Origin of the sequence: Aliiglaciecola sp. SL4, from assembly GCF_041538045.1 — a bacterium.
Lineage (GTDB): Bacteria > Pseudomonadota > Gammaproteobacteria > Enterobacterales > Alteromonadaceae > Aliiglaciecola.
In genome coordinates this window covers 268,677-294,215 of record NZ_JBGOSE010000004.1, presented here as the reverse complement: position 1 = coordinate 294,215, position 25,539 = coordinate 268,677, and the positions used below count along the sequence as shown (strand labels likewise).

The following is a 25,539-nucleotide window of genomic DNA, read 5'->3' as shown; positions in this document are numbered from 1 at the left end:
ACATGCAAAACCATTTAATAATCCCTAACTTAAGTGAGAGTGGAGATGATATTCAAGGTACGATTGTCGGTATTCTTATGGAGGTCGGAGATGTCATACAAGAAGGTGATACTGTACTGGAAATTGAAACTGACAAAGTAACGGTAGAAATACCTTCAACATATTCAGGCACAGTAGACTCCATACTAGTCAATATTGATCAGGAAGTATCAGAGGGGGTTGAGTTCGCGACTATTACAGCGTTAGAACCAAAAGTAGAAGAACTCAAAATAGAAGAACCCAAAATAGAAGAACCGACAAAAGACGTTAACGTAACTTTAGCCATCCCTAGTGAAGAAAAGTCAGTAGATAAAAACAAATTGCAATCTTCTTCCGATGAACAAACAAGGGAGGCAATTAACACAAATACCTTGCCAGCAAGCCCAAGTACTAGAAGGCTAGCGAGGAAGTTAGGTATAAATCTCGAAGATATTAAGCAAGCACCAAACACAAAAAGAATTTCCACGGATGATGTGAAACTTCATGCTAAAAATATTATTTTAAGACAGCCAAATGTTAACGATAGTTCTTCAGCCGTTCGTCGTCCATTGCCAGATGTAGAGGCTTATGGCCCTATTGAACGTCAAAAGGTATCTAAAATGACCTTCGCAACTAGTGCAAATATGACTTACGCCTGGTCACAAATTCCACACGCTTGGCTGCAACAAGATATCGATATTACAGACCTTGAAAACTGGCGTAAAAGCTACAAGGAAAAAGGAGGCTCTCTAACAATTACGGTGATTTTAGCAAAAGCGCTCGCGGCCGCGCTTCGTTCTTTCCCCAAATTCAATAGTATCTATGATGAGGAAAATTCCGAATTAATATATAAACAATATTATGACGTAGGTATTGCTGTAGATACTCCTCAAGGCTTAGTCGTTCCGTCATTAAGATCTGTAGACTCAAAAGGGTTAGATGAGTTGTCTAGTGAACTCAAAACACTAAGTAAAAAAGCAATAGACAGAAAATTGCTCGCAAAAGATATGCAAGGAGCAGGTATCACCCTTTCTAACCTAGGTGGAATTGGGTTAACCTCAATATTTCCTATCGTTAACTGGCCACAAGTTGCCATTTTAGGTATTGCTGCTAGTGAAGAATTACCTAAATATATTAACGACCAAATATGTAAACGACGCATAATGAAAGTAACACTTGGTTTTGATCATCGTATAATTAATGGTGCAGAAGGCGCTAGATTTTTAGTGCATCTGAAAGATATAATCGAAGATATTCGGTTGTTACTTGTGTAACGTATTAACTAATCGTTCAGGTTGAGGGTAACGGTTATTTAATAATGCTGATATCTAACCTAGATTCTGTTGGCAAATACGTTTTTAACGAGGCTGGAAACATACCCAGCCTCTATAAAGCGTTTCAAAAAACGTTCTCAGCTCCTAATTAAACAAACCTTTCAGTTTATCTTTAGCTTTTTCTTTGAGTTTTTCTTTTTCTTTGTCTAGCTTTTCTTTTGCTAGTTTTTTAGCTTCTTCTGCTAACTTTTTCTTAGCTTCAGATTTCGCTTGGTCAATAATGTTATCTAACATAGCATTGACGATGGCCATACCCGCTTGATCAGCCGGAATACCGTTTGGCTGTCCGATGGGACCAGCGTTAAATGTAGGTAGTGTAATCTCGTAAGTTTTTTGTTCGATTTCAAGCTCACCGGTAGACAGTTTTTCAAAATCGAGTTTAAGACGAACGTTACTGACAGTCACATTTTCAACAATAATAAGCGGGTTTGCACCTGGCTCAGAAGAAGGTTGGCTTTCAGATTTAGGTAAATTAGCAGCTAGGTTGTCTTTAATAACAAGTAAGTTTCCTTTACCACTTTCATCTACTTCATAAAGTACTTCAGGAGCATTGATACTAACCGTCTGAACAACATATGGTTCGCTTAATACTTCGCCTAAATCGAGTGTGATGTTTTCGACGCTAAAGGCATCTTCATCACTGAACCCATCTGGATTCTCAACGTCAATATCGCTGATGGTCAAACGACCGTCACTAAGTGCCAAATCCACATTAAAAACAGATACTGGTGTACCTAAATATTTAGAGCCTTGTTGCTCCATTTGTACTCGAATGAAGTCTCCTGCGCCACTTAGTAAATACCAAGCACCGCCTGCAATAAGCAAAATGATAATTGCAAAAACGATTAATCCTTTTTTCATTAGTCTCTTCTCATAATTTAATGTGATGACAGGCTGTTAGCCCTTTAAAAACACACAATATCACCATTCAAAACTGGGTCAACCATGTAAAGTACTTGAAACTCGCGACAATATCCTCGATTCCCACCTGAAAATTACTGTTAGCCATAGTGATATACAGTATATATAACAATTTGGTTCTATTTATTTTGACTATGCTGAATATTATAGTCAACCACTGAGATCTTTACTGATAATCGCGGGTGTCCCCTTGTAAGTTGAAACATCCACCGCAATAATCCTATTACAATTCAATGACTCGGTAGGTATTATGATTCCGATTTCCATATTAGATTTAGCGACCATTGGTGAAGGTCGCAGTGTTTCTGACGCGTTAAAAATGGCTAGGGAAACCGCCATTACCGCAGAAGCCTATGACTATAAACGCTATTGGTTAGCCGAGCACCACGGCATGAGAAGCGTCGCTAGTTCAGCTACCGCGGTATTGCTGGCAAACATTGGCGCGGCCACGAAAAACATTCGCATTGGTAGCGGCGGCGTAATGTTACCCAACCATGCCCCCTTAATTATCGCGGAGCAATTCGGAACTTTGGCAGAACTTTACGGTAATCGTATTGATTTAGGCCTTGGGCGAGCTCCTGGCACCGACATGCAAACGTTAATGGCCCTGCGTCGACAAAGCGGCTCGGGGGCAGATCAGTACCCACAAAATATCCGTGAATTACAAAGTTACTTAGGTCCCCAAGCTCAACCAGTGCTGGCTGTACCTGGCCAAGATACGAATATCCCTTTGTGGTTATTAGGTTCTAGTTTATACAGTGCCCAACTGGCCGCAGAATTCGGACTGCCCTACGCTTTTGCATCCCACTTTGCCCCAGATCAATTACATCAGGCATTAGACAGCTACCGAGGGAACTTCAAAGCAACCGATGAAAACCCAGAACCTTATTCAATGGCAGGGGTTATGGCGGTAATAGCGGATACGGAAGAAGAAGCAAATTATTTGTATACCTCGGTGCAGCAAAAATTTCTGCAAATGCGCACCAGCGCTAATACTCCCTTCCCTAAACCAGTGGATAAAATCCATTGGAGCATTGCCGACATGTATAATGTTGAACACGTTTTACAATATTCATTAGTTGGCACAAAAGAATCGATAAAACCCAAATTGGCAGATTTTATTGAAAAAGCCGGTATCAATGAATTGATCATGTCCTTCCCCATACATGACCCTGCCGCCCGACTAAAAAGTGTAAAATTAATGGCAGAACTACGAGATAGCATGTAAAACAATATCAACACTAATGCCAAGCTCAAATTGATGGAGATAGCTTTGCAACAAATTGTCGATGAAATTGCTGAAGAAATGATGAACCTTGAGGATAAAGGTGAGGTAGCACACTATATTCCTCAATTGGCAAAAATCGACCCAAATCAATTTGCCATTAGCGTGGCCTTAACCAATGGTGAGATTTATCAGGCGGGCTGCGCCGCCAAATTATTTTCAATTCAAAGTATATCGAAAGTCTTTACCCTAACCTTGGCACTGGGAAAGTTGGGGGATAGTATCTGGCACAGAGTCGGTCGAGAACCCTCGGGAGACCCGTTTAATTCCATAGTGCAACTTGAACACGAACAAGGAAAACCCCGTAACCCCTTTATTAATGCAGGGGCGATAACAATTGCTGACCTCATTATGCAAGGTCACCAACCTAAAGAAGTATTAGCCGAAATAATACAATTTATGCGTTATATCGCTGATGATGACAGCATAGCGATTGATGAAAAAGTGGCGAAATCTGAGTTGGAAACCGGTGCAAGGAACGCCTCCCTAGCCTATTTCATGTCTTCATTTGGTCACTTCGAAAACCCTGTAGAGGAAGTCTTGGGTACCTACTTCCATCATTGTTCAATTGCCATGAACAGCACACAACTTGCCAAAGCAGGGCTATTTTTAGCCAACAATGGGGTAAATCCAATAACTGGCTATACGGTTGTTTCTGCACAACGGGCAAAACGAATCAATGCATTAATGCTTACCTGCGGTCATTATGATGGCTCTGGTGAGTTTGCCTTTAGAGTCGGACTACCGGGCAAAAGTGGCGTAGGCGGAGGCATATTAGCTGTCGCTCCAGGAAATGCCTCCATCGGCGTATGGTCACCCGGACTAGATGCCATCGGCAATAGTAAACTGGGTACAAAAGCATTGGAATTATTGGCCTATAAAACTGGTTGGTCAGTGTTCGGTAAATAACCCTAGGCTAGATAACCCGCTTCACAAACAACTAGCCATCATTCTGACGAGTAGACTAAGCTTCCCTATCGCACCTTAAGGCCGTGACAATTTTCCTGCATCTCATTCATACCGTATATCTTCTAAATATTCAGTTCTAAATAATTCATTATCTATATTGCTTTTAACGAATTCTTGAGTAAAATGCTCGAAAATTACAATGTAAATAAGAATAATTTCTATTTACATAAAAATATCCAGAGTATCGGAGTAAAGAATGAATCAATCAAACACTTGGCGTTTAAACCTACTAGCAAGTGCTTTGTTAATTACATTTGGGGTTGTTGCAGATGATAATGCGACAAACACAGAGGTTGAACAAATGCATATTTTTGGCAGTAAAAACCCAATAAATACTGTCCCTGGTAGCGCTCATTTAATTAGCCAGGCTGAGATTGAAAAATTTAAGTACACCGATATTATGCGTACTTTGGCAGCCGTCCCAGGTGTATATATTCAAGAAGAAGATGGTTATGGTTTACGTCCTAACTTGGGTATGCGAGGCACAGGCCAAAATCGCTCTGAAAAAATAACGATTATGGAAGACGGTGTATTGGCCGCTCCTGCTCCTTATGCTTCTCCCGCAGCTTATTACTTTCCAACATCCGGTCGTATGCAGAGTGTTGAGATATTAAAAGGTAGTTCTACAGTTAAGTATGGCCCCCGCACCACTGGTGGTGTCATCAATATGCTATCCCGTGAAATTCCAGAGGAAGCTTTAGCGGGTAAAATTGATGTGGCTAAAGGTCAAGATGGCTTTGGCAAAATACATGGATATGTAGGTGGTCAAGGTGAACGCGTTGACGCAGTAGGCGAAGTGTATCGTTACCAAGCCGATGGCTTCCGTGATATCAATGGTGTGGGGGGCGACACCGGTTTTGTTAAAAATGATGTTATGGCAAAAATTCGTTTTAAATCTGACAAATCCGCTAAATATCAACAAATTGTTGAACTTAAACTGAAATATGCAGATGAAGTCTCAAACGAAACCTATATGGGGTTAACGGATGAAGATTATGCAACAAGCCCCTTTATGCGTTATTCAGCCTCACAAAAAGATCAGATGAATACTGAACACAAACAGATTCAGTTGAATCACATAATTGCCTTCAATCCAGATGCAACAGTTAGCACCACGGCTTATTACAACGATTTCCATCGTAATTGGTATAAAGCCTACAACATTGATGGTGACAGCTTGAGTGGTGGCGGCATTCAAACCGCGGCTGATTTTGACCAAGGTTTAATCACTGCGCCAATAGAAGTCGATGTTAAAGCCAATAACCGTGATTATTTATCACAAGGCATTCAAACGGAACTTAACTACTACCTTGATAATCATGAGCTTGCATTTGGTGTGCGCTATCACGAAGACGAGATGGATCGTTATCAATGGGCTGATACATACCAATTAGATACAAACCAAATTATGACTCGCACCTCAAGTGGCATACCAGGCACAGATTCAAACCGGATTGATAGCGCGGAAGCTTGGGCAATGTTCGTTCAAGACCGTTTCACTATAGACAATTTTGCAGTAACCCTTGGTCTTCGTTTTGAGGATGTCACCACTAATCGTTTAGATTGGGGCAAATCCAACCCAGCTCGGGACGGGGTTGCTGATACCGATATCGAGAACAGCTTTAGCTCTGTTTTACCTTCACTATCGGCAACCTACCAGGTTAACCCATCTCTGATTGTATTAGCAGGTGTGCAAAAAGGGTTTTCCCCAGCAGCACCAGGTAATGCAGATGGGCAAGAAGAAGAAAGCTGGAATTACGAAGCGGGCTTTCGCTATCAACAAAATGCATTTAGTTCTGAGGCAATTGTATTTATTGGAGATTACAGCAACATGCACGGTAACTGTACCGCTGCACAAGGTTGTGACGATGACAATATAGGCAACCAATACAATGCAGGCGAAGTGGAAGTGAGCGGTGTAGAGTTAAGTTTAGGTTATGAGTTTAAACAAAATAACCAACTAAGCTTTCCGGTTAAACTGGCTTACACCTACACTAATGCAGAATTTGCTTCAGACTTCTCATCAGATTTTGAAAGTTGGGATGACGTTCAAAAAGGGGATTCATTAACTTACTTGCCTGATGATCAACTGTATCTTTCTGTTGGAGTCCAAGCTAACTCTTGGCAACTAATATTAGCCGGGCGTTACACTTCGAAGATGCGTACCAAAGCAGGGCAAGGTGTTATCCCGCTTAATGAGTTAATTGACGCGAGAACCATTATTGACTTATCAGCACGTTACTTTATCAATGACGCTTCTGAACTATACCTAACAGTAGATAACTTACTCGACGAAACCTATATGACCACGCGAGTACACGGCTCAGTATTCGCCGGTAAGCCACAGTCTGCAACCTTAGGTTATACTTACAACTTCTAGTTGTATTGCCAGTTTTTTATTGAAAGGGCTAACTTTGTTAGCCCTTTTTTGTGGTTTAACCACTAATAAGCCATGTTTTCCATTTTTTGTTGAGTCCGACTTTGTTACTATTTACGCCAATTTTTATCCCGCAATACATTATATAAAATGAAAGGCGGAGTGCGATTACCGCGCTCTTTTTCGAAAGTCCCTAAACTGAGATATACACTGCAATGCTCACCTTTTTTATCTGTATTACTATATTGGTCCTGGGCTATAAATTTTATAGCCCATTTGTTGAAAAACAGGCTGGCATAGACCCCAATGTTGCCACACCTCAAACACGCTTTAGTGAAGGTGTTGACTATGTCCCTGTTCATCCTGTCCGTGCGTTTTTAATTCAGTTTTTGAATATTGCCGGTGTAGGACCTATATTTGGTCCTATTCTTGGTGCTTTATATGGGCCAGTGGCATTAGTCTGGATTGTATTAGGTAATGTATTAGGTGGTGCCGTTCACGACTACTTTTCGGGTGTCATGAGCATCAAAGAAGACGGCAAAAGCTTACCAGAAATAGCAGGGCACTATTTCAACATCATTTTTAAAGCTTTGATGCTTATCTTCACCGCCATGCTACTGTTTTTTGTTGGGGTGGTGTTTATCATGAGCCCCGCAGGCCTATTGAGTAACCTCGACGCGTTCCAAGATACCTTTTTGGCCAACAATACCTTCTGGGTACTGGTCATTTTAGGTTACTACTTCCTAGCAACACTTTTACCTATTGATAAGATTATCACCAAGTTTTATCCCATCTTTGGATTATTAATGATCGTAATGACAACCATGATTGCCATTGCCTTGCTCATTGATGCCCCACACCTACCGATGGCGGGTGATTTTATGGCTTATTTTGAAGCTGACCATGCCCACGACTTTTTGGCACCGAATCCGGACGGTTTACCTACCTGGCCATTGTTGTTTGTGACTATTACCTGTGGAGCAATCAGTGGTTTCCATTCAACCCAAGCCCCAATTATGGCCCGTTGTTTAACCAATGAAAAATACGTAAGACCTGTGTATTACGGCGCGATGATGTGTGAAGGCATAGTAGCTTGTGTGTGGGCATTGGCTGGCATCGCCGCTTTCCCAGAAGGCTATGCAGGACTCAAAGCCATGCTAGATGTTGGTGGCCCGGGGTTAGTGGTAAACCACATTGCCAATAGCTACTTAGGCTTATTTGGCGGCATTATGGCAATTGTAGCGGTTGCCGTATTCCCTATCACCTCTGGCGATACTGCATTTCGCTCGTTACGACTGACCATAGTAGATGCATTTAATATCCCCCAGAGCATACGGAATCGCTTATTACTTGCGTTGCCCATTTTAGCCATTGCCTACTTTATGACTAAGTTGGACTTCTCAGTGATTTGGCGTTATTTCGCGTTCTCAAATATGCTGTTATCCACCAGCGTATTGTGGTTGGCAACAAAATACTTGCTTGACCGCGGTACTTTCCATTGGATCACCAGTATTCCTGCGGTCATTGCTACAGGGGTCACCATTTCCTACATCATGACCGCGGAAATTGGTTTTAACCTTTCTCCTGACTTAGGTCGACCTATTGGTGCAGCCGTTGTGCTTCTTGGCTTAATATTCTTGGTATATCTAAATAAAAGTCACAAGGCAGCATCCGTCTAATCGATGCAAGCATGACAAACAAATTGATTGCCCTGTTAAAATAACGAAGCAAGGATTTTAGCACTCAAGTGACTTGCTGAGGTCACCCCTACTTGAGGCCCTGCATAAACATTTTATTTACGGCTAAAAAATAAAAAACCTCAATTAAGAGGTTTTTTTAGGTTAACGAGAAAGTGACAGTTTACATGTGACCTTCGTTTTCATAACGTTCATGCCAGCTAAGGGCTTCGCTAAGTAAATGTGGTGTGTGCATGCCACGGCCTGAATGTAATGCTCTTTCATAATAGTCTTGCAACGCTGGGCGGTAACTCGGATCTGCACAGTTGTTTATAATCTCTCTAGCTCGCTGACGAGGAGATAAACCACGTAAATCAGCCAAACCATGTTCAGTTACTATTACTTTCACATCATGCTCTGTGTGATCCACATGGGATACCATAGGCACAATAGAAGAGATAGCGCCGTCTTTTGCGATTGAAGGTGATACGAAAATAGACAAATAACCGTTGCGGGCAAAATCACCAGAACCACCGATACCGTTCATCATTCGAGTTCCCATTACATGGGTCGAATTCACGTTACCGTAGATATCTGCTTCAATCATACCGTTCATGGCAATAATACCTAGACGGCGAGCCAATTCTGGATTGTTACTGATATCCTGTTGGCGCAAAATAATTTTGTCGTGGTACAAATCAATGTTTTCGTCAAATTCTTTCAGCCCTTCTGGACTCAATGAAAATGCCGTTGCTGAAGCAACACCCAAGGTGCCCGATTTCAACATTTTTAACATACCATCTTGGATAACTTCAGTGAAAGCTGACAGGTTTTTAAATGGACCTGCATCTAAACCTTCAAGTACCGCATTAGGAATATTGCCCACACCAGATTGGATTGGTAATAATTCTTTCGGTAAACGACCTACTTCAATTTCACGCTCGAAGAAGTCTAGAATATGTTGAGCAATTTTTTGCGAAACAGCATCAGGTGCTTTGAATGGTGAGTTTCTATCTTCGGCATTGGTTTCAACCACTGCAATGACTTTCTCAGGAGGACATTCAAAATAAAACTCACCAATACGGTCAGCAGGATCAGTTAGCATAATAGGTTTGCGATTTGGTGGTAATGCAGTGCCGTAATAAATATCGTGCATACCTTCAAGCTTAATATTCTGTTTGCTATTCACTTCCAGAATGATTTTATCCGCTTGTTCGATCCAAGTTTTATTATTACCAATTGAAGAAGAAGGGATTAATTTACCGTCCTCACGTATTCCTGACACTTCAATAAGGGCAATATTCATTTTGCCTAAGAAGCCAGACCATGCGTATTGTGACACCTCAGAAAGATGCAGGTCCACATAGTCCATAGTGCCGGTATTAATTTTGTTACGGCAAATAGGGTCACTTTGGAATGGTAATCTCATTTCAATACCATCCACTTCGGCTAACACCCCATCTAGCTCAGGAGCGGTTGATGCGCCTGTCCATAAACTAATGCGAAAGGGGTCATTTCCCTCTGCGTTTACCCGTTTGATACGTTCGGCTAATGCCTTTGGTACTGCTTTTGGATAACCTGCCCCTGTAAACCCACTCATGCCGATATTAGCACCTGCGGGTATCAATTCAGCGGCTTGTTCTGCACTCATTACACGCTCTTTAAGTGTCGGACAAAGAATTCTAGAAGTTGCTGACATTGTTGGTTCTCTCTTGCAGTAAAGTATATCGGTTGATGTGTATATCAGAATACCAATAAAACGCCTCTAATTAACTCGTCTGAGACCAAAACGGATCTACGACTTTAGTCTTAAATTCAATTTAAACTTAATAAATACAGCAAGTTAAATGAAAACAAAGATAGCCGAGTAAGACGTGCTAAATTTGTACATGAAATGGAATTTCATTCCAATTTTTACAATGGTGTTAATGAGGTGAATATTACGTAAACGTGATAGTTTATATTGATCAGGTTGATGTTGGTTCCCCCAAAACCACTTATCAAAAAAAGAAAAACGTTAAGGAGGTCTGAAATGCTAAAATTTGATTTGGAAAAATCTGACATTAAGCAGTTCATATTGCTGTTCGTATTTGCTCTGATTATTTGGATATTCTATGAATTAGCAGGGTTTGCAGTTACAGGGGGAACACCACAAATAGATCAAAGCATTATTCTTGCCTTTCGTGACACCAATGACCTATCAGATCCCATTGGCCCTAAATGGGTAGAAGAGATGATGAGAGATATCACCGCGTTAGGTGGAGTGGCCATTCTGACTAGTTTTACCTTATTCGTGACTTTATTTTTACTTATTGAGAACAAGCCTAAGATAGCGGCTTTATTGGTCTTAGCGATTACCTCTGGAATGATAGTTAGCTTTTCATTGAAATATGGCATTACGCGTCCACGACCTGACTTAGTCCCCCATGGCAGTTATGTTTATACCAGTAGCTTTCCAAGCGGACACGCCATGTTATCAGCGTTAGTTTACTTTACGTTAGCAGGAATGCTCTCCCACTTGCCCGTTCGTCGCAGGGTAAAAAGCTATTTCTATATGATTGCAATTCTATTTACTTTTTCCATTGGTGTGAGCAGAGTGTATCTTGGGGTGCATTGGCCAACTGATGTGTTAGCAGGCTGGTTAATGGGAATTGGCTGGGCGCTTTTAACCCTTGTGGTAGCCCGATTTCTGCGTATGAATGGGCACTTTTCTTCGGATTAGAAATTAGTTAACGACAACGCAATAAACTGCATAAGTTATTGTGAAAATCCAAGCTCTGAAAGACAAAAAAAGCCATGGTTAGACGTAAAAGTCCACCATGGCCATATATTATAAAACCCTAATGACTAGTGGTCATGAGCTTCTTCAGCTATACCTAACCAAGAAATACTGGCCGCGGCAAAACCTAACTCAATATCGCTTACGACCTCTATAGTTTCTAAATCAATTTGCAAAACATGTTCTGCAATTGGGTCAGATACGTACACGTAATTACCGTTTTGCGCTACAGCCATGCTAAAAGACATTCCTTCTGGCATATTGGCAACATCTTCATCGGTAATATCGAAACTTTGCTCAAGTTCCCAATGTGTTTCGCCGTCATGGTCATGGGCACTTAGAATATTCAAATAACCTTGACTATCTAACACCAAAAACATGTCGCCTTCGTAAGAGAAACCATAAGCTACAGGGCTTGCATCACTTTCTGGTTGCCACTCTAGGGCTTCCATTTCACTGTCTTCAGGGGCAATTTTAATTAAAATTGACTCACCACCATTATGGCCAGCAGCTATGCCGATAAAAGTATCATTTTCTTCGTGTCCGTAAATAGTACCGATTCTCAAGCCGTCCAATACGTCAATATTGGTAATTTTTTCAGCTTCATAATCACCTTCATGCTCATGGGCAGTGAGTACCCCGTCACCACAACCAAATACAGCGTGACTTTCATTGATAGCACTGCCATGCAAATCAGGACAAAGTACATCAAGCACTAGCTCTTGTTCATACTCACCGTCGTGTAAATGATATAGTGCCACTTGGTCAGGAAGAACTTTAGCTACAGAAGTACTTTCAGCATCGTCGCGACGAAACGTAGACAGTAAATACTCACCTTTCGGTTCAACGGCACCGTGCATGTTTACCGAGTAATTCAAAGTAGGCAGGTCACTATTTTCACCGCTAATGTCAGTGTCTGTAGCAACTTTTACAGATGCCGGTGTATTTGATTCTGCATCTCCATCAAAGAAAATCGCCATTTGACCATCGTGTTTTATAATATGGGTTGGCAGACTACCGGTAATTTCATAGTCGCTCATTGCTGGAGCTTGTTCATAGTCATGCAAATGCTCACCATGATCTTCACGCCACATACCACTATCTATAAAACCTACATAGTCATCAGAGCGACTTGCTATTACTGCGTATCGATAATCCGCTGATGAAGTTAGTGTGCTAGATGCATAAGTTAGCGAAAACGTGTCCAACTCGTCACCATCGTCCAAGTCGTATATAGCGGCGCTGCTGTCGGCAGTTAATACTGCCAAACGGCCCATTGATTCAATTAGATATTGGTCATCACTGTGATCATGATCATCTTCAATCGAATCATCCACTTCAATCGACTCTTTTTCGAGAATGGTCGTTTCTGCATCTCCACAACCAGTAAGCATCAAAGCCCCGATTGAAGCTGCAAGGAAAGAAAGTTTGCGAGTGCTTATCATTGTTAATTCCTTAATGTGTAATAATTGATAATCTAAATTAGAAGTTGCCTCTTACACCCACAGCAAAGCTGCGTCCTGGGCGTGGAGCTATATCTTTAATAAATGAGGTGTGTACTCGGGCTTCCGTATCGGTCAAGTTAGTGCCTTTTAGATACACCATAATGTCTTGACTTGAGATAGGTAAATCATAGGAAACACTTACATCCAACATGGTGTAGCCGTCGGTGCTAGTCTCATCTTCTGCAACATGGTCTTGGCTTTGATAGCGAGTCACATCTAAATTTGCAGTTAGATTGTCATCAATATAAGCGAGTTGTGTTCCAAAACGCATTGGAGAAGTACGAGGTAAATTGCCACCGTCTTTTAAACGAGCGCGAACAAAGTCAGAAAATACTGTTGCTTTAAAGGTGTCTGTGGCTTGCCATGCTACTTGCAATTCAAAGCCGTTTAAGACGACATCATTAGCAGCAAAGATATAAACAGGTAGCTCGTCAAAGTGCTCTTCTTCTTCTCCTTCGTCATGGTCATGGTCATGGTCGTGATCATGACTACTTTCAACATAAAGCCCAGTAGATGTTTGATAGTAGTAATTATCAACTTGGTTGTAGAAAGCGTTAAATACGAAAGCCAAATCGCCTTGAGTTTTACGTAGGGTTAGATCGATATTATTAGCTGTTTCAAGATCAATGGTTTGGTTGGATAAACCGATTTCTTCGCCATCTAAAGCGAACAATGCACCTACTTCATAGCTATTAGTTCCAATATGTGGACCAAAAGATAGAAGTTCAGCCGCTGAAGGCGCACGTTCCGAGCGAGATACTGAAATACCAAAGTTATAACCTGGTACGAAGTCCCAAACTAACCCAGCCGACAAACTAACGGGAGTGAATTTATGGGCAACATCAAACACTCGCGTGGCAGTTTCTTCGTCACCGTGGTCATGATCATGGTCGTCTTCCGCCTCTTCCTCATGGTCATGAGCTTCAAGAGCAGGCAATAAAACGTTATCTGCATCTATAGTAACACGCTCAATACGCGCACCAAATTGCAACAATACGTCACCAAAATGCTTTTCTTCCATCGCTGCTAGTGCAAGAGTTTGTGACTCTGAAGGGGGAGAGAAGGCTTCTTCACCAACAGCGGACATATCATTGTTTTTAAAATGTATACTGAAACCACCGTTCCAATCTGCAAAGGGGTTATGTAGTAAATCAACTTTTAACTCTTGGCCATCATTTTCAAACAAGGTCCCAACTGAACCACTTTCTATTTCAGCATGCTCATAGTTAGTAATACCACCTTTTACACTCACCTTGTTTAACCATTGTGACTGAACGTAAATTTCACTAAGCACTTGCACTCTAGTTTGCTCTAAGTCGGCGAAAACGCTGACATCACCATCATGGGAGTGACCCGGGATACCGTATTCACGATTAAACTGCTCGACTGCAACACCTACATAGCCTTCTTCGAACAAATAACTAGCGCCTAAGGTGAAACCATTGGATTTCTCAGCACTATTTTCAACCACATAATCATGACTTTCTTCTTCATGATCATGTTCCTCCTCTTCAACCTCAGCTTCTACAGGTACGTCATAATCTTCAGATTCGCGCCAGTAGCCATCAGCGTAAAAACCAAAAGATTCGTAACCAGTAGTGACATTGAACGTAGCCAGCTGCTTTTCGTCTGCGGAATTAGTTTCTAGCAACCATTCGCCTCGAGTAGTGTTATCTGTAGGTACACGTCCATCGACGACATTGACCACACCACCAACTGCACCGCTACCATAAAAAAGCGTTGCCGGACCACGTAACACTTCAATTTGTTGAGAAGTAGATGCTTCCGTTGCTACCGAATGGTCAGGTCCAACTCGAGACACATCACTCACGTCTAAGCCATTTTGCGCTATTAATACACGGGGTCCGCTAAGGCCACGAATAATAGGTGTACTCGCCACGTTGCCGTGAAAGTTAGTTTGTACTCCAGGCAATTTTTCTAAGGTGTCACCTAAGGTTGAAGCTTGTTGACGACGTAAATTTTCCCCAGATAAAACACTTACAGGAGACGCTGACTCCATCACTGACATATGAATTGGCGAACCAGCAATGTCGATAACTTCAATTGGAGAGCGAATTAGGGTTAATGCTAAGCTTTTCACACCAGCTTCAGTCAATACGATATCTTCATAAAGATGAGCATATCCAGACGCTGAAATATGCAGCTCTGCCGACCCAGCGCTTAAATCATTAAGTAAAAAGCTTCCATCACTATTTGTGACCGTTTTAGCGCTAGTCCCTTCAACGGTAACAAGCGCACCAGCAACAGCATTACCGTCGCTACTTTTAATTACACCCTCTATCGATTGTGCCATTAAGCTAGCAGGTATAAGCCCGCTAACAAGTGCCACTACTCGTGATATTTTATACATCCCAGCCTCTTTAGTTACGTTATACTATCTCACTTAATATTGTTATGTTATACTGTATCAAAATGAAAAACAATCCTGATAGAGTAAAAGCAGCGTCGCGAGTATGAGCAAAATATGAATCTGTACTTATTATCACCAATTAAAAAACCTTATAAAAATCAATACCTTTAACAAATTATGGTGAGACCCAATCACGTGTAAGGTAAAGACAATGAAGTTTAATGAAACGAAAAATTTGATATCAGTAGCACGACTAATTTGCGAAGAAACAGGAAGCCGCTTAACGGAAAAGCGTCAACATGTATTGGAAGTGTTATTCAAACTTAATACACCGGTTTCAGCTTATGAACTTACTGAACACTACAATGCTATTATTGGGTCACCAATTACTCCCATGTCGGTATACCGAATTTTGGAGTTTTTAGAAGCCGCTAATTTGGTTCATCGACTACACTCTATTAATAAATACATTATCTGTGCACCTACATTTGGGCCTTGGAAACACCATCCTCCTTTATTTTTAATCTGTAAGTCTTGTCAGTGCGTAAAAAAAATAGAGTTGGGGAATGATATGATTGAAACGCTGTCTCTACTCACTCAGAAACATGGTTTTTTGACCACAGGCTCACAAATTGAGTTAAATAGCACCTGTGAAATCTGTGTTTCGGTAACGAAAAAAAGTCATTCTTCTGGAGAAGCGAATGGATAAAATTCAAGAAATAGGCGACAAAACTGCAGTAGGGTTATCTCTGCTATGTGTAGTGCATTGTCTGCTATTTCCTATTTTACTTATTCTCATGCCTCCATTATCTGGTTTGCTGTCAATAAACGACACTCTATTCCACCGTTGGCTATTGTTTGCAGTGCTTCCAATTAGCGCTATTGCCTTGGTAACGGGCTATTTTCATCATCGCAGCCGCAAAGTATTTTTACTGGCATCATTAGGACTAACATTGTTAATCGCCACTGCACTTGTAGGGCATGATCTGTTGGGCAGCATTGGGGAAGTGGTTATGACGGTGATTAGTTCGAGTATTATCGCCTTTGCCCATATTCGAAATTACCAGTTGCAGCGCAGAATTAAACGTCTAACGCCGCACACACTGGAAACATCGAAATCACAAGTAGAGTGAAATAATCCAAAGCCTTTAGAAAGTAGGGCATTAACTGCGCGTATTAGAAGATATTGAGGTTAACCCCAAACAAGCCTCTAACATTTCGCATGTTTGCTGTGCTAGCAACTTATCTTGAGTAAGAAATTCAATGCGTGAATCTTTGGCGTTATCTATTTTAGTCAGGCGTAAAGCCCCATCACTATAGTTACATCCAAAAACCCCTTGATCAGTAATGAACACTGCCTTTAAACGTTCAACATCAACGCCACTTAAGGTATTAACGATATGTTGATGCTCAAATATGGTTGAAGGAGCGCAAATCCAACCGCAAGAGAAATACCCTTCGCCACTATTTTCAATTTTAATTGAGCCCTCTTCAGGAGTTTCAATACTGGGGGTCAAAATAGAGTGTGCGGGGTGGTTATGTTGATGCACATAGATATTTTCCGCGTGTTGAGACTTTTTCGAAAGCAACATGGGATCAACTTTGCCTTTATCTGCAATTACCACTGGGGTGTCAGAGACCCCAATTTCTGATAAATAACTGCGCATTGTCGATGCTAAATCATCAACATAAAGATCTGATTTAGTTGCCACAATATAATCAGCAGTTTGCAGTTGTTCTTGGAAGGTTTTATGTTCTCGCCAGCGAGGATCCTCCAGTTTACGGGCATCGATTAGGCCAAAGGTAGCATGCACATCTAGCACCCCCTGATAATCCTCAGAGGTGAGTGTGGCTAACACTTCTTTAGGATGACCAAGACCCGTTGGCTCGATAAGCAAACGCTGGGGCTTGGCATGTGCCAGCAACAGGTTCAAGGTCATTTTCATGGGTAACCCGGAGGTACAACACATGCATCCCCCAGGTACTTCTCGAATGTATATACCAGTTTCTTCTGGACGATTTAATAGGGCACCATCGACGCCAACTTCACCAAACTCATTGACTAATACCGCCCACCTTTCATCTTTAGGTTTATGTTCTAACAAAGATTGAATCAATGTTGTTTTTCCGACTCCCAGAGCACCGGTTATAATATTTGTAGGGACATTTTTAGTCTTATGCATAGAGTGACTCCCAAGGACCCCGTATTGCCAAAGTAACAGAGGGAGAATACAGATTTACAAACAACACTGAACCATCTGCCGAGAAACATGCGCCTGCTGGTTCGGTTTGCCAACGCACTTTAGCGAAGTCGTAAACTTGACCTTGAGGAGTCACCCCTTTTAGGTGATTATTTACAATGTCGGAGTACTGGTCTTCACATACGATTAAATGGCCGCTTGGTGCTACTGCTAAATTGTCACCAAAGTTAAAAGTCGCTTTATTTGGACTTTCCACAAACAAACTCAAAGTACCTGTCTGTTTTTTCAAGTCAGAAGAAGGGCGGTAACGCATAATTTGTCCCAGTTTAGCTGCTCCCCCACTAGTGCAGCAAAAATACATTTCTCCTTCTCCAAAATGTATTCCCTCACCCCGAGCAAACAACGCAGCGCCTTGTTCAAACCCTCTTAAACGTAAATCGTCCTTCGGGCTTTCCACATCATCGAGATCTATCCATTCGCAAACATACTCTTGATTCATCTGCATTTGTGGCGCTTGCCAATTACGCGTATCAAATTTGGGTTTACCTTTAATGACCAAAGCCTGAAGCTGTCCGCCGGCTTTTAAATCACCTTTTATTTTAGGAATATATCGATAAAACAGACTGTCTGAGCGATCTTCTGTGAGATAAACAATTCCACTAATTGGATCGACACAAGCAGCTTCATGATTAAATCGCCCCATCGCCTTTATAGGTTCTGGTTTAACCAATTTCATTGTTTTAGATGGCACTTCAAATACGTAACCATGGTCTTTTTTAATATTATCTGATGGAGTTGCAACTGACTCTTCACAGGTTAACCAACTTCCCCAAGGCGTAATACCACCAGAACAATTACGAATGGTGCCAAGTAACGACATAAACTGGTATTCGACTTTTTCGGTTTTTAGGTTATAAACAATATTACTGGTTCCACCAGGCAGCGGATTGCCCGCAGCGTCAGTGTCATAAACGGTTGTGCTATCAAAGCTTTCATCCGCTAGCTCTGCAGGTTTTCTTAATGGCGTCAGTTCATGATTACGTACCAATACAACCCTTTCGTCATCTAACTCAAAGCAGCCCATACCGTCCGCTCGGTCAGGTACAGTTAATCCGTCGTTCATTAGGTCACCGAGATGCGAAATCTGCTGATAACTAAATCCTGGTAACAAATCAATAATACCTTTGGGATCTGCAACCAAATTGCCCAAATCTCTTGGGCCAGCAGCCCCATTAGATAAATTGCCAGAGGCAGAAGAAACAGTCGACAAAAAGCGGGTTAATTCGCCGCCTTGTAAATGGGTAGCAAGACCACTAAATGCAACCGCGATAAAACCTCGATTAAACTGTCTCCGGGTAACCATAAAAATTCCTATTCTAAATATATGAGTTGGCATGACTCTAGCTGGTGTTTATTCCAACCAACAAATGCCTGCAGCATTTTGGCAGTGTTATTATTGGTCAATATAAATATGCTTCTATGCAGACATATGACAAATTCTTAATAGCAAAGTTTCAACCCATTCAGGCCGCTATTAAAGTGTTTTGAAAACAATAAAAAAGCCACTGAAATTAAATAACTATCAATCATCTGCGATGACTCGGATATGTTATACTATATCAATTAAAAAAGTAATGTTATATTATCGCTATATGTAAGTGATATCTCCATGTGTAAAGACAATGAAAGATTTCAAAAATGATCAAATTAACTGTAAATAATTGAGATGGGGTAAAAATGAAATTATCCATTTTAGGTGCACTGATCTTTGTTGGTTGGAGTACGGCTTTGCAATCTCAACAACATATCCATGGACAGGGATCGGTATTTATCGTTCAAGAAGATGACTTATGGCAAGTGCAATTTATCCTTCCCGCTTCGGACATACTCGGTTTTGAAAATCGCCCCGAAAATCAACAACAACAGCAGTTGTTTGAGCAATTTGAAGAGAAACAAAAGCACTTTGAAAACCTAATTAAATTTGATTCTAAATGCACTCAGCGTAACAACATTCATGGGGCCTTTGAATTGGGTGAGAGCGAGCATGATGAAGAACACGGTCATCAGCATAAAAGTGATCATGAACACAATGACATAGATATTCTATATCTGATCGAATGCCATGATGATGTATCTCAGATTTCGTTTCCGATCTTAAACCCCAGCAATAATTTGCAAAATTTAGAAGTTCAATGGAGCACCCAAACTGGACAAGGTTCAACCATGATAGACGCGAATCAGCGCCAATTGAGGTGGCCTTAACCAACAACATGCAGATAAATATCGCAACTTTGAATTAGCAATACTGGCGAGGCTTAAGGGTAAATTTAGTGTTTATATTTTTCTTAGAAGTAGCCTGTGACAACCACGCCAACTAAAATATTAACTAGGAATCAAAATGATTAATAACAAACTACTTTCCCTTGCTGATCGTTCAGCCATTACCTTATCCACTTTATGTGTTATTCACTGTCTACTATCACCGGTCATTCTGTTTTTATTGCCGACCTTAACTAGCCTAGCGATTTTTGACGACGAACATTTTCATATATGGCTACTTTATGCGGTTGTTCCTATCAGCATTTTTGCCATTACTTTTGGATATATGCACCAACGTAGCTTGCCTGTTCTGATTACAGCCTTAGTGGGAATCGCAATTTTAATCCTAGTCGGTGTACTTGGTCATGAAGTTTTTGGTGAAACTGGAGAGGTAATAGCCTCCGTAGTCGGTGCTGCATTGGTTGGTTTTGGACATGTCCAGAATTTAAGACAACGCAAGTCTGGCTATCAAGCTTACCAAGCCGTTAGTTAAACGAATTGGCCCCTACAAATAGTGCTTCTAAATCAGATTAAATGAGGTTTCCATGCAAGCAGCTACAGCATTAAACAAGGATATGAGTGATGATCTGATTCGCCACTCAGTATGTTCAGATGATATCAACGTATTGACTCAGATTTACGAACAAGATGTCAATATTGCTATCTGGCAACGTCAACTATCCACAGCAGTAATAACTGATGTTGAAAACCTGCTGCAAACCACGTCGTCATTAAACAAATCGGCCTTTATCCACGCTAAAACAATTAACGAGGATATTCGTGAAGCGCTGACTCTGCAAAGCGTAGGGGATGCTTTTATTGATTATACGGCGGAATTGGTAGATATATTTTGCACCCTATTTGAACTGGACGAAGTAGGTTTTCGGTTACGCATACTCGATGCCCCCATGTGCCCCCGTTTTCATGTAGATCAGGTTCCTTGTCGCCTAGTCACTACCTTTGCAGGAAAAGGGACCCAGTGGCTTGAGCATGACAAAGTAAACCGAAATAAACTGGGCCATGGCAGTAAAGGCTTAGAAGATGGCGTTTCAGGATTATATGCCCAGCGAACTGACATCAAAAGTATGGGTACCGGTGATGTGGCTCTACTTAAAGGAGAAACATGGATGGGCAATGATTTAGCGGGTGTCGTACACCGCTCCCCAGCTTACAAAGCCAAGCAAAATCGTTTGTTACTGACCCTAGACTTTCTAAATTAAACACCTTAGTGGCGTCGCACGTCATCAGGTTGGCCGTTAAACGCGGCAATGGAAATTACATCTAGTCGGTATGCAGACGTTCCCATGGGATCTTCAAACAATCCCAATTTAATCTCTCCAGTTAACGTATAAGCTTGGTTTAGCTCCAAGCTTTTAAAGCCAGCCTCTAAAGTTGCAAATATGATTTGATTTGGCGGCGGTGGAGGGAAATGCAAACAGGCACCAAAATAGGGTACTAAAAACATATTCTTGACCGTTTTATCTGGGTAATAATCAATAGGAACAATAAATCCTGAGATGGCAACTATTTGATCTTGATAGGCTCCAACAACGTTTGTTGATTGCAAAGCCGCTTTGTATTCTGGGTCAGTAGCGGCCTCAATTGATCGCAAGATTTGTGAACTCATATCAGCACTATCTTGTGATTTAATACCCTGATATTTGGTAATCACATCTAATTCATTTGATGGCAAAAGCGACTGCCAATCCAATGCTGTCACTTTGGCTTCTTGATACTTTTCTAGTAATAATTCGTTAGAGCTAAAATACTCCTGGGATCCAGAAAAAAGAGCATCTTTAGTGGACGACCATATGTCTGTGCCCAGCCGCCCAACAACAAGTCCTAAACCTACGCAGACCGATAGGATGAGCAACAATTTAAACTTTGCAGATATTGACGCTATCAAAACTGTCTTTTCATTGGCTGAATCATTAACAGCAACTAGGGAAAAATAAGCGCATTTTTGCGACTAAATTAATATTCATACTCTTCAATATTATCCAACGCCATGGCATAAGCCGATGTTCCGGTATCATTGCTATTAGTTTCAATATTAATTGTCCCTTCAAACCAAAAAGCCGCATCAAGTTGAGAAACTTTTATTCCTTCTTTAAAGGTACCGTAAATAATTTGATTAGGTGGCGGTGGAGGCATGTGCAAACAAGCGCCAAAATATGGAACGATGAAAAACTCCACTACACGATGCTGTTCATCGGAACTAAGAGGAACAATAAAACCAGGAATTCTTATCTGTTTTTTATCGAAGCTTTGGATAACTCGAGTTGAAGTCAATGCTTGCTGAAATCGCTCGGCATTTCCACTCTTCTGCTCCATACCCGACAACGCTTCTACAGAGTCGAGGTCACTACCGTCTTTGATTTCGACGAGAAAGTCAGGAGGATCGAGAAGAGCATCAAGATCACTCTTGGGCATTAATTCAATCCATTCGATTTCATCGTAACTTGGGGTACTCGCCGCTTGGGTTGATGTAAAGGCAAGCAAAAGTAGTAAAATGAATCCACAGCTATAATGACGACTCAAAGTATTTTTTCTGTTCAACTTTATTCCCACTCTTAAATTTAGTTAGTACAAATTTTCAACTCGAAGTCTAAGAATGTTATATCATAATAACAGCGGTCTAAGAAAGAATAGATAATGGTTAGTTTATAATTTGCGGTCGTTAGTTTATCTATTGCGACCAATTGGCACTTTGAACGCTGCTGTTCGCTTTCTCATCGATAAAACTTGACCGTGACAGGATTATTTTGCTAGTTTGATAGACGTTCATTTTGGCAATCAAGTATATTTTTGTGCCAAAAACTCCTTTAAAAAACGCTGACTTACTCCTTTTTTTCCATGCTGAAGTCGACATGAAAACCAGTTATACGTTTTAACGAATCTCACATTCAACTGACAAATTAGGCATTAAAATGAAAAAATTAACTCTTTTTCTTGGGTATTGTTGCGTATTGTTCTCAGCATACAGCTTTAGCTGTCAGTATCATGACTACGGGACAAGTAAAATTCCTTTGTTTCCGCCATTATTACCTGAATTACATCCAGTGATGCTCCAGCATTTTAAACCAGCAGAGGGCGCTCCTTTGAAGGTAACCTTGTCCACTGATGAAAACGCCTCAGCCAAAGAAGGTGCTTTTACTATTAGCTATTACATTCACCCTGATTATCATAATGTAAAAGCAGAAGTGGTGAGTAGCAAAGGGGTAAAATTATTAGGAAATAGCACTATGTATCTGACTCGGATCCAAGGCAACCAATCGGTTAAATACCAATCTCTTTCCGGTGACACCAAAAAAGTACGCGTACGCATCTCTGCTGTACGTCGAGATATGCCAATCATAGTTGAAAAACGTATTACCCTCTCGTCTACCTAGATCTAAACTACCAGCGAAATTACACACCCAAAAAATCTGCGGGGGCAGAGTCAATGATATTATCTAAGATGTCTCAAACCTGCGGGTGATTTCATGGGAACTAACCTCGCAGATTTTGGGATTAAATGGAATAAGGCTGATCCTAAGTTGGGTAAAATCCGTAAAAACCAAATTAAATTGTAAATTCATTTCCTAAAAGGGTAATGTGTGGCCTCTCGGGTAAATAAAGAGCCCTGATTCACAAAGTAAAACACTCAATTTGAACCTAGTTCTGGTTTAAATTAAGAAGGGTAAAAGTTGCGGTGTATAATCTAACTAAGCTGTATCAAATCACCTCTGATAACACATTATCAGATTCTGAAAAAATGATTTCTTTATTGAGATTTGGTGCTGATTATTTCCAATTAGAATTAGGTATCATTAGTGAAATAGACAACGATATCTACACTGTTAAATATGCTATTTCCCCAGATGACTCATTAATGCCTGGCACCACTTTCGATGTAGCAGAAACCTACTGTTTACACACCTTAGAAACCGATCAAGCTCTATCATTTTACCATGCCGGAAAAAGTCGCATTGCCCAACATCCATGTTACCAAAACTTCGGCCTAGAAAGTTATATTGGGGCACCTTTAATCGTTGAAGGCAGACGTTTTGGTACAATTAATTTCTCCGCAAGCGCTCCCCGTTCAAAGCCGTTTAGCCAAAACGAACATGACTTTATCGAATTGCTGTCCCATTGGGTAGGCAATGAAATTGCTCGTTTTGAAAAAATAAAATTACTGCAAGTGCAGCAAGTAGCCATGGCTCGCCAACAAAACATTTTAGAGCAAATGGGCCAAGTAGCAGATGTTGGAGCATGGGAGTTTGATTTAGTCGAAAATAAGCTTTATTGGTCTGAAGTCACAAAAAGAATCCATGAAGTAGAACAAAGGTACGAACCGACCCTAGAGTCTGGGTTAGATTTCTACAAGTCTGGTGAAAATAAACAGAGGATTACATCACTGATCACAAATGTGATTGAAAATGGAGGGCATTTTTCAGGAGAATTTGAAATTGTTACTTTTAAAGGCAATGCCAAATGGGTAACAGTCAAAGGTAAGGCTGAGCTATATCATGGGGAGTGCGTAAGAATAGTGGGTGCTTTTCAAGACATCACTGTGCAAGTAAAAAATAGAATTCAATTGGAAAGTAGGCATAAAGAACTTTCCCTCGCACTAGAAGCACGTAGTTTATTTCTAGCTAATATGAGTCACGAAATTCGCACACCTATTAACGGTGTACTGGGAATGCTTCAAATACTCGAAAGTAGCCCCCTAAACCAAGAGCAAATGCGATTTATTGGCTTGGCCAAAGATAGTGCAACTTCATTGCTTGGGATCATCAGTGACATTTTAGATTTCACTAAAATAGATTCAGATAAACTATCTTTAGAAAAAGTGACTATAGACCTCAATCAATTGCTTAATAATTGTGTCGATATCTTCAATCCAAAGGTTCAAGATAAACCCATCAAGCTGGTTAAAAACTTCCAATCAACGGATAATGTCTTTGTGATTTCTGATCCAACGCGATTGCGCCAAATCTGTTCCAACCTACTTTCGAATGCCATAAAGTTTACCTCTCAAGGCAATGTAACCATATCTAGCCAACTCTCAATGCAAAGTAATAACCAAGCTCAGCTCTCTATTACAGTAGAAGATTCAGGAGTAGGTATTAATAAAGTTCAATTGCAGAACCTGTTTTCTCCGTTCAATCAAGCAGATGCTTCAACCACTCGAAAATTTGGGGGTACTGGTTTAGGACTTTCTATTACTCGGAAGTTATGTCAGTTAATGGGAGGTGATGTGAGTGTTGAAAGTGCACCGCATATAGGAAGCAAATTTACCGCTAGCATTAATGTTGGAATTGTTGAAAATGCAGAACAAGCCATAGATGCTGCTGAAGTTAAACCGACGAAGATTAGCCTTGAACATTTGCGGGTTTTAATTGTCGAAGATAACGAAATTAATCAAGTCGTAATTAGTGAAATGCTAAAACAACAAAAGATTAAATTCGATATTGTGAAAGATGGAATTGAAGCCCTTGCCATACTCAAGCACGGAATAAAATTCGGTCACGATTATTCATTAATTTTAATGGATTGCCAGATGCCCAATATGGATGGCTATGAAACCAGCCAGCATATTCGACAACTACCAGCTCCTGTTAACTCAATTCCTATCATCGCTTTAACGGCTAATGCCATGTCTGACGAACGTGAAAAGTGCCTCGCCTGTGGAATGAACGAATATATCTCTAAACCTATAGAACAAGGGAAGCTATATTCCATGCTAGATAAATTTTCTTAATTTATCTGCTTTATCGATTTAAAACCCACTTTGCTACC

Annotated in this window: 21 protein-coding genes; 13 read left to right on the top strand and 8 right to left on the bottom strand. The window is 40.9% G+C overall.

Annotated features, from left to right (window positions below; all coding sequences use genetic code 11):
- Positions 1–2 precede the first annotated feature (2 nt).
- Positions 3–1,292 carry a dihydrolipoamide acetyltransferase family protein gene (locus tag AB6T38_RS08385; RefSeq protein WP_372546869.1) on the top strand — a complete coding sequence of 430 codons (1,290 nt, stop codon included), beginning with the start codon at positions 3–5 and terminating at the stop codon, positions 1,290–1,292.
- 144 nt (positions 1,293–1,436) lie between these two features.
- On the opposite strand, the gene AB6T38_RS08380 is transcribed toward AB6T38_RS08385, so the two are convergent.
- Positions 1,437–2,213 carry a hypothetical protein gene (locus AB6T38_RS08380; RefSeq protein WP_372546868.1) on the bottom strand — a complete coding sequence of 259 codons (777 nt, stop codon included), beginning with the start codon at positions 2,211–2,213 and terminating at the stop codon, positions 1,437–1,439.
- Positions 2,214–2,523: 310 nt separating this feature from the next.
- Between AB6T38_RS08380 and AB6T38_RS08375 the strand changes: the two genes are divergently transcribed.
- The 4 genes from AB6T38_RS08375 to AB6T38_RS08360 all read left to right on the top strand — a co-directional run bounded on the left by AB6T38_RS08375 (position 2,524) and on the right by AB6T38_RS08360 (position 8,583).
- Complete coding sequence (locus tag AB6T38_RS08375) at positions 2,524–3,501, top strand: LLM class flavin-dependent oxidoreductase (protein ID WP_372546867.1); 978 nt, start codon at positions 2,524–2,526, stop codon at positions 3,499–3,501.
- Between the two features lie 45 nt (positions 3,502–3,546).
- Positions 3,547–4,467 (top strand): glutaminase, encoded by a 921-nt coding sequence (locus tag AB6T38_RS08370; RefSeq protein ID WP_372546866.1) that lies wholly within the window; start codon positions 3,547–3,549, stop codon positions 4,465–4,467.
- A gap of 256 nt (positions 4,468–4,723) precedes the next feature.
- The gene (locus AB6T38_RS08365) at positions 4,724–6,907 is read left to right on the top strand and encodes a TonB-dependent receptor family protein (RefSeq protein WP_372546865.1); all 2,184 of its coding nucleotides are present in this window, start codon (positions 4,724–4,726) and stop codon (positions 6,905–6,907) included.
- A 212-nt stretch (positions 6,908–7,119) separates the two neighbouring features.
- A complete protein-coding gene (locus tag AB6T38_RS08360; protein WP_372546864.1) occupies positions 7,120–8,583 on the top strand; it encodes a carbon starvation protein A in 1,464 nt (487 codons plus the stop codon).
- A 181-nt stretch (positions 8,584–8,764) separates the two neighbouring features.
- On the opposite strand, the gene AB6T38_RS08355 is transcribed toward AB6T38_RS08360, so the two are convergent.
- Complete coding sequence (locus AB6T38_RS08355) at positions 8,765–10,279, bottom strand: acetyl-CoA hydrolase/transferase family protein (protein WP_372546863.1); 1,515 nt, start codon at positions 10,277–10,279, stop codon at positions 8,765–8,767.
- Positions 10,280–10,612: 333 nt separating this feature from the next.
- Between AB6T38_RS08355 and AB6T38_RS08350 the strand changes: the two genes are divergently transcribed.
- On the top strand, positions 10,613–11,302 hold the full coding sequence (locus AB6T38_RS08350; RefSeq protein WP_372546862.1) for a phosphatase PAP2 family protein: 690 nt from the start codon (positions 10,613–10,615) through the stop codon (positions 11,300–11,302).
- A 125-nt stretch (positions 11,303–11,427) separates the two neighbouring features.
- On the opposite strand, the gene AB6T38_RS08345 is transcribed toward AB6T38_RS08350, so the two are convergent.
- Complete coding sequence (locus AB6T38_RS08345) at positions 11,428–12,804, bottom strand: 5-methyltetrahydrofolate--homocysteine methyltransferase (RefSeq protein ID WP_372546861.1); 1,377 nt, start codon at positions 12,802–12,804, stop codon at positions 11,428–11,430.
- A gap of 37 nt (positions 12,805–12,841) precedes the next feature.
- Positions 12,842–15,235: a TonB-dependent receptor gene (locus AB6T38_RS08340; protein ID WP_372546860.1), complete on the bottom strand. Its 2,394-nt coding sequence runs from the start codon at positions 15,233–15,235 to the stop codon at positions 12,842–12,844.
- 211 nt (positions 15,236–15,446) lie between these two features.
- Between AB6T38_RS08340 and AB6T38_RS08335 the strand changes: the two genes are divergently transcribed.
- Positions 15,447–15,944 carry a Fur family transcriptional regulator gene (locus AB6T38_RS08335; protein ID WP_372546859.1) on the top strand — a complete coding sequence of 166 codons (498 nt, stop codon included), beginning with the start codon at positions 15,447–15,449 and terminating at the stop codon, positions 15,942–15,944.
- Positions 15,937–16,368 (top strand): MerC domain-containing protein, encoded by a 432-nt coding sequence (locus AB6T38_RS08330; protein ID WP_372546858.1) that lies wholly within the window; start codon positions 15,937–15,939, stop codon positions 16,366–16,368. The genes AB6T38_RS08335 and AB6T38_RS08330 overlap by 8 nt, the downstream gene beginning before the upstream one ends.
- A gap of 30 nt (positions 16,369–16,398) precedes the next feature.
- On the opposite strand, the gene AB6T38_RS08325 is transcribed toward AB6T38_RS08330, so the two are convergent.
- Together AB6T38_RS08325 and AB6T38_RS08320 are read right to left on the bottom strand one after the other, a co-directional pair.
- On the bottom strand, positions 16,399–17,418 hold the full coding sequence (locus tag AB6T38_RS08325; protein ID WP_372546857.1) for a GTP-binding protein: 1,020 nt from the start codon (positions 17,416–17,418) through the stop codon (positions 16,399–16,401).
- Complete coding sequence (locus tag AB6T38_RS08320) at positions 17,411–18,799, bottom strand: alkaline phosphatase PhoX (protein WP_372546855.1); 1,389 nt, start codon at positions 18,797–18,799, stop codon at positions 17,411–17,413. Before AB6T38_RS08320 ends, AB6T38_RS08325 begins: the two co-directional genes overlap by 8 nt.
- A 374-nt stretch (positions 18,800–19,173) precedes the next feature.
- On the opposite strand from AB6T38_RS08320, the gene AB6T38_RS08315 reads away from it, so the two are divergent.
- The 3 genes from AB6T38_RS08315 (at position 19,174) to AB6T38_RS08305 (ending at position 20,975) form a co-directional block, all read left to right on the top strand.
- Entirely contained in the window at positions 19,174–19,698 is a 525-nt protein-coding gene (locus AB6T38_RS08315; RefSeq protein WP_372546854.1) for a DUF2796 domain-containing protein, read from the top strand.
- Between the two features lie 136 nt (positions 19,699–19,834).
- A complete protein-coding gene (locus tag AB6T38_RS08310; protein WP_372546853.1) occupies positions 19,835–20,248 on the top strand; it encodes a MerC domain-containing protein in 414 nt (137 codons plus the stop codon).
- 52 nt (positions 20,249–20,300) lie between these two features.
- Entirely contained in the window at positions 20,301–20,975 is a 675-nt protein-coding gene (locus AB6T38_RS08305; protein ID WP_372546852.1) for a DUF1826 domain-containing protein, read from the top strand.
- A gap of 5 nt (positions 20,976–20,980) precedes the next feature.
- Here the strand turns inward: AB6T38_RS08305 and AB6T38_RS08300 are convergent, their stop codons facing one another.
- Together AB6T38_RS08300 and AB6T38_RS08295 are read right to left on the bottom strand one after the other, a co-directional pair.
- A complete protein-coding gene (locus AB6T38_RS08300) occupies positions 20,981–21,661 on the bottom strand; it encodes a DUF3299 domain-containing protein (RefSeq protein WP_372546851.1) in 681 nt (226 codons plus the stop codon).
- Between the two features lie 68 nt (positions 21,662–21,729).
- The gene (locus AB6T38_RS08295; RefSeq protein WP_372546850.1) at positions 21,730–22,314 is read right to left on the bottom strand and encodes a DUF3299 domain-containing protein; all 585 of its coding nucleotides are present in this window, start codon (positions 22,312–22,314) and stop codon (positions 21,730–21,732) included.
- 371 nt (positions 22,315–22,685) lie between these two features.
- On the opposite strand from AB6T38_RS08295, the gene AB6T38_RS08290 reads away from it, so the two are divergent.
- Positions 22,686–23,147: a hypothetical protein gene (locus tag AB6T38_RS08290; protein WP_372546849.1), complete on the top strand. Its 462-nt coding sequence runs from the start codon at positions 22,686–22,688 to the stop codon at positions 23,145–23,147.
- Between the two features lie 302 nt (positions 23,148–23,449).
- Positions 23,450–25,501 carry an ATP-binding protein gene (locus tag AB6T38_RS08285; RefSeq protein WP_372546848.1) on the top strand — a complete coding sequence of 684 codons (2,052 nt, stop codon included), beginning with the start codon at positions 23,450–23,452 and terminating at the stop codon, positions 25,499–25,501.
- The last annotated feature ends 38 nt before the right edge of the window (positions 25,502–25,539 follow it).

Bases quoted from the DNA above. Each gene is read 5' to 3' on its own strand.
- AB6T38_RS08375 (WP_372546867.1), top strand. From the start codon at position 2,524: ATGATTCCGATTTCCATATTAGATTTAGCGACCATTGGTGAAGGTCGC.
- AB6T38_RS08385 (WP_372546869.1), top strand. From the start codon at position 3: ATGCAAAACCATTTAATAATCCCTAACTTAAGTGAGAGTGGAGATGAT.
- AB6T38_RS08340 (WP_372546860.1), bottom strand. From the start codon at position 15,235: ATGTATAAAATATCACGAGTAGTGGCACTTGTTAGCGGGCTTATACCT.
- AB6T38_RS08345 (WP_372546861.1), bottom strand. From the start codon at position 12,804: ATGATAAGCACTCGCAAACTTTCTTTCCTTGCAGCTTCAATCGGGGCT.
- AB6T38_RS08365 (WP_372546865.1), top strand. From the start codon at position 4,724: ATGAATCAATCAAACACTTGGCGTTTAAACCTACTAGCAAGTGCTTTG.
- AB6T38_RS08380 (WP_372546868.1), bottom strand. From the start codon at position 2,213: ATGAAAAAAGGATTAATCGTTTTTGCAATTATCATTTTGCTTATTGCA.
- AB6T38_RS08350 (WP_372546862.1), top strand. From the start codon at position 10,613: ATGCTAAAATTTGATTTGGAAAAATCTGACATTAAGCAGTTCATATTG.
- AB6T38_RS08360 (WP_372546864.1), top strand. From the start codon at position 7,120: ATGCTCACCTTTTTTATCTGTATTACTATATTGGTCCTGGGCTATAAA.
- AB6T38_RS08320 (WP_372546855.1), bottom strand. From the start codon at position 18,799: ATGGTTACCCGGAGACAGTTTAATCGAGGTTTTATCGCGGTTGCATTT.
- AB6T38_RS08330 (WP_372546858.1), top strand. From the start codon at position 15,937: ATGGATAAAATTCAAGAAATAGGCGACAAAACTGCAGTAGGGTTATCT.
- AB6T38_RS08335 (WP_372546859.1), top strand. From the start codon at position 15,447: ATGAAGTTTAATGAAACGAAAAATTTGATATCAGTAGCACGACTAATT.
- AB6T38_RS08310 (WP_372546853.1), top strand. From the start codon at position 19,835: ATGATTAATAACAAACTACTTTCCCTTGCTGATCGTTCAGCCATTACC.
- AB6T38_RS08315 (WP_372546854.1), top strand. From the start codon at position 19,174: ATGAAATTATCCATTTTAGGTGCACTGATCTTTGTTGGTTGGAGTACG.
- AB6T38_RS08290 (WP_372546849.1), top strand. From the start codon at position 22,686: ATGAAAAAATTAACTCTTTTTCTTGGGTATTGTTGCGTATTGTTCTCA.
- AB6T38_RS08305 (WP_372546852.1), top strand. From the start codon at position 20,301: ATGCAAGCAGCTACAGCATTAAACAAGGATATGAGTGATGATCTGATT.
- AB6T38_RS08325 (WP_372546857.1), bottom strand. From the start codon at position 17,418: ATGCATAAGACTAAAAATGTCCCTACAAATATTATAACCGGTGCTCTG.
- AB6T38_RS08355 (WP_372546863.1), bottom strand. From the start codon at position 10,279: ATGTCAGCAACTTCTAGAATTCTTTGTCCGACACTTAAAGAGCGTGTA.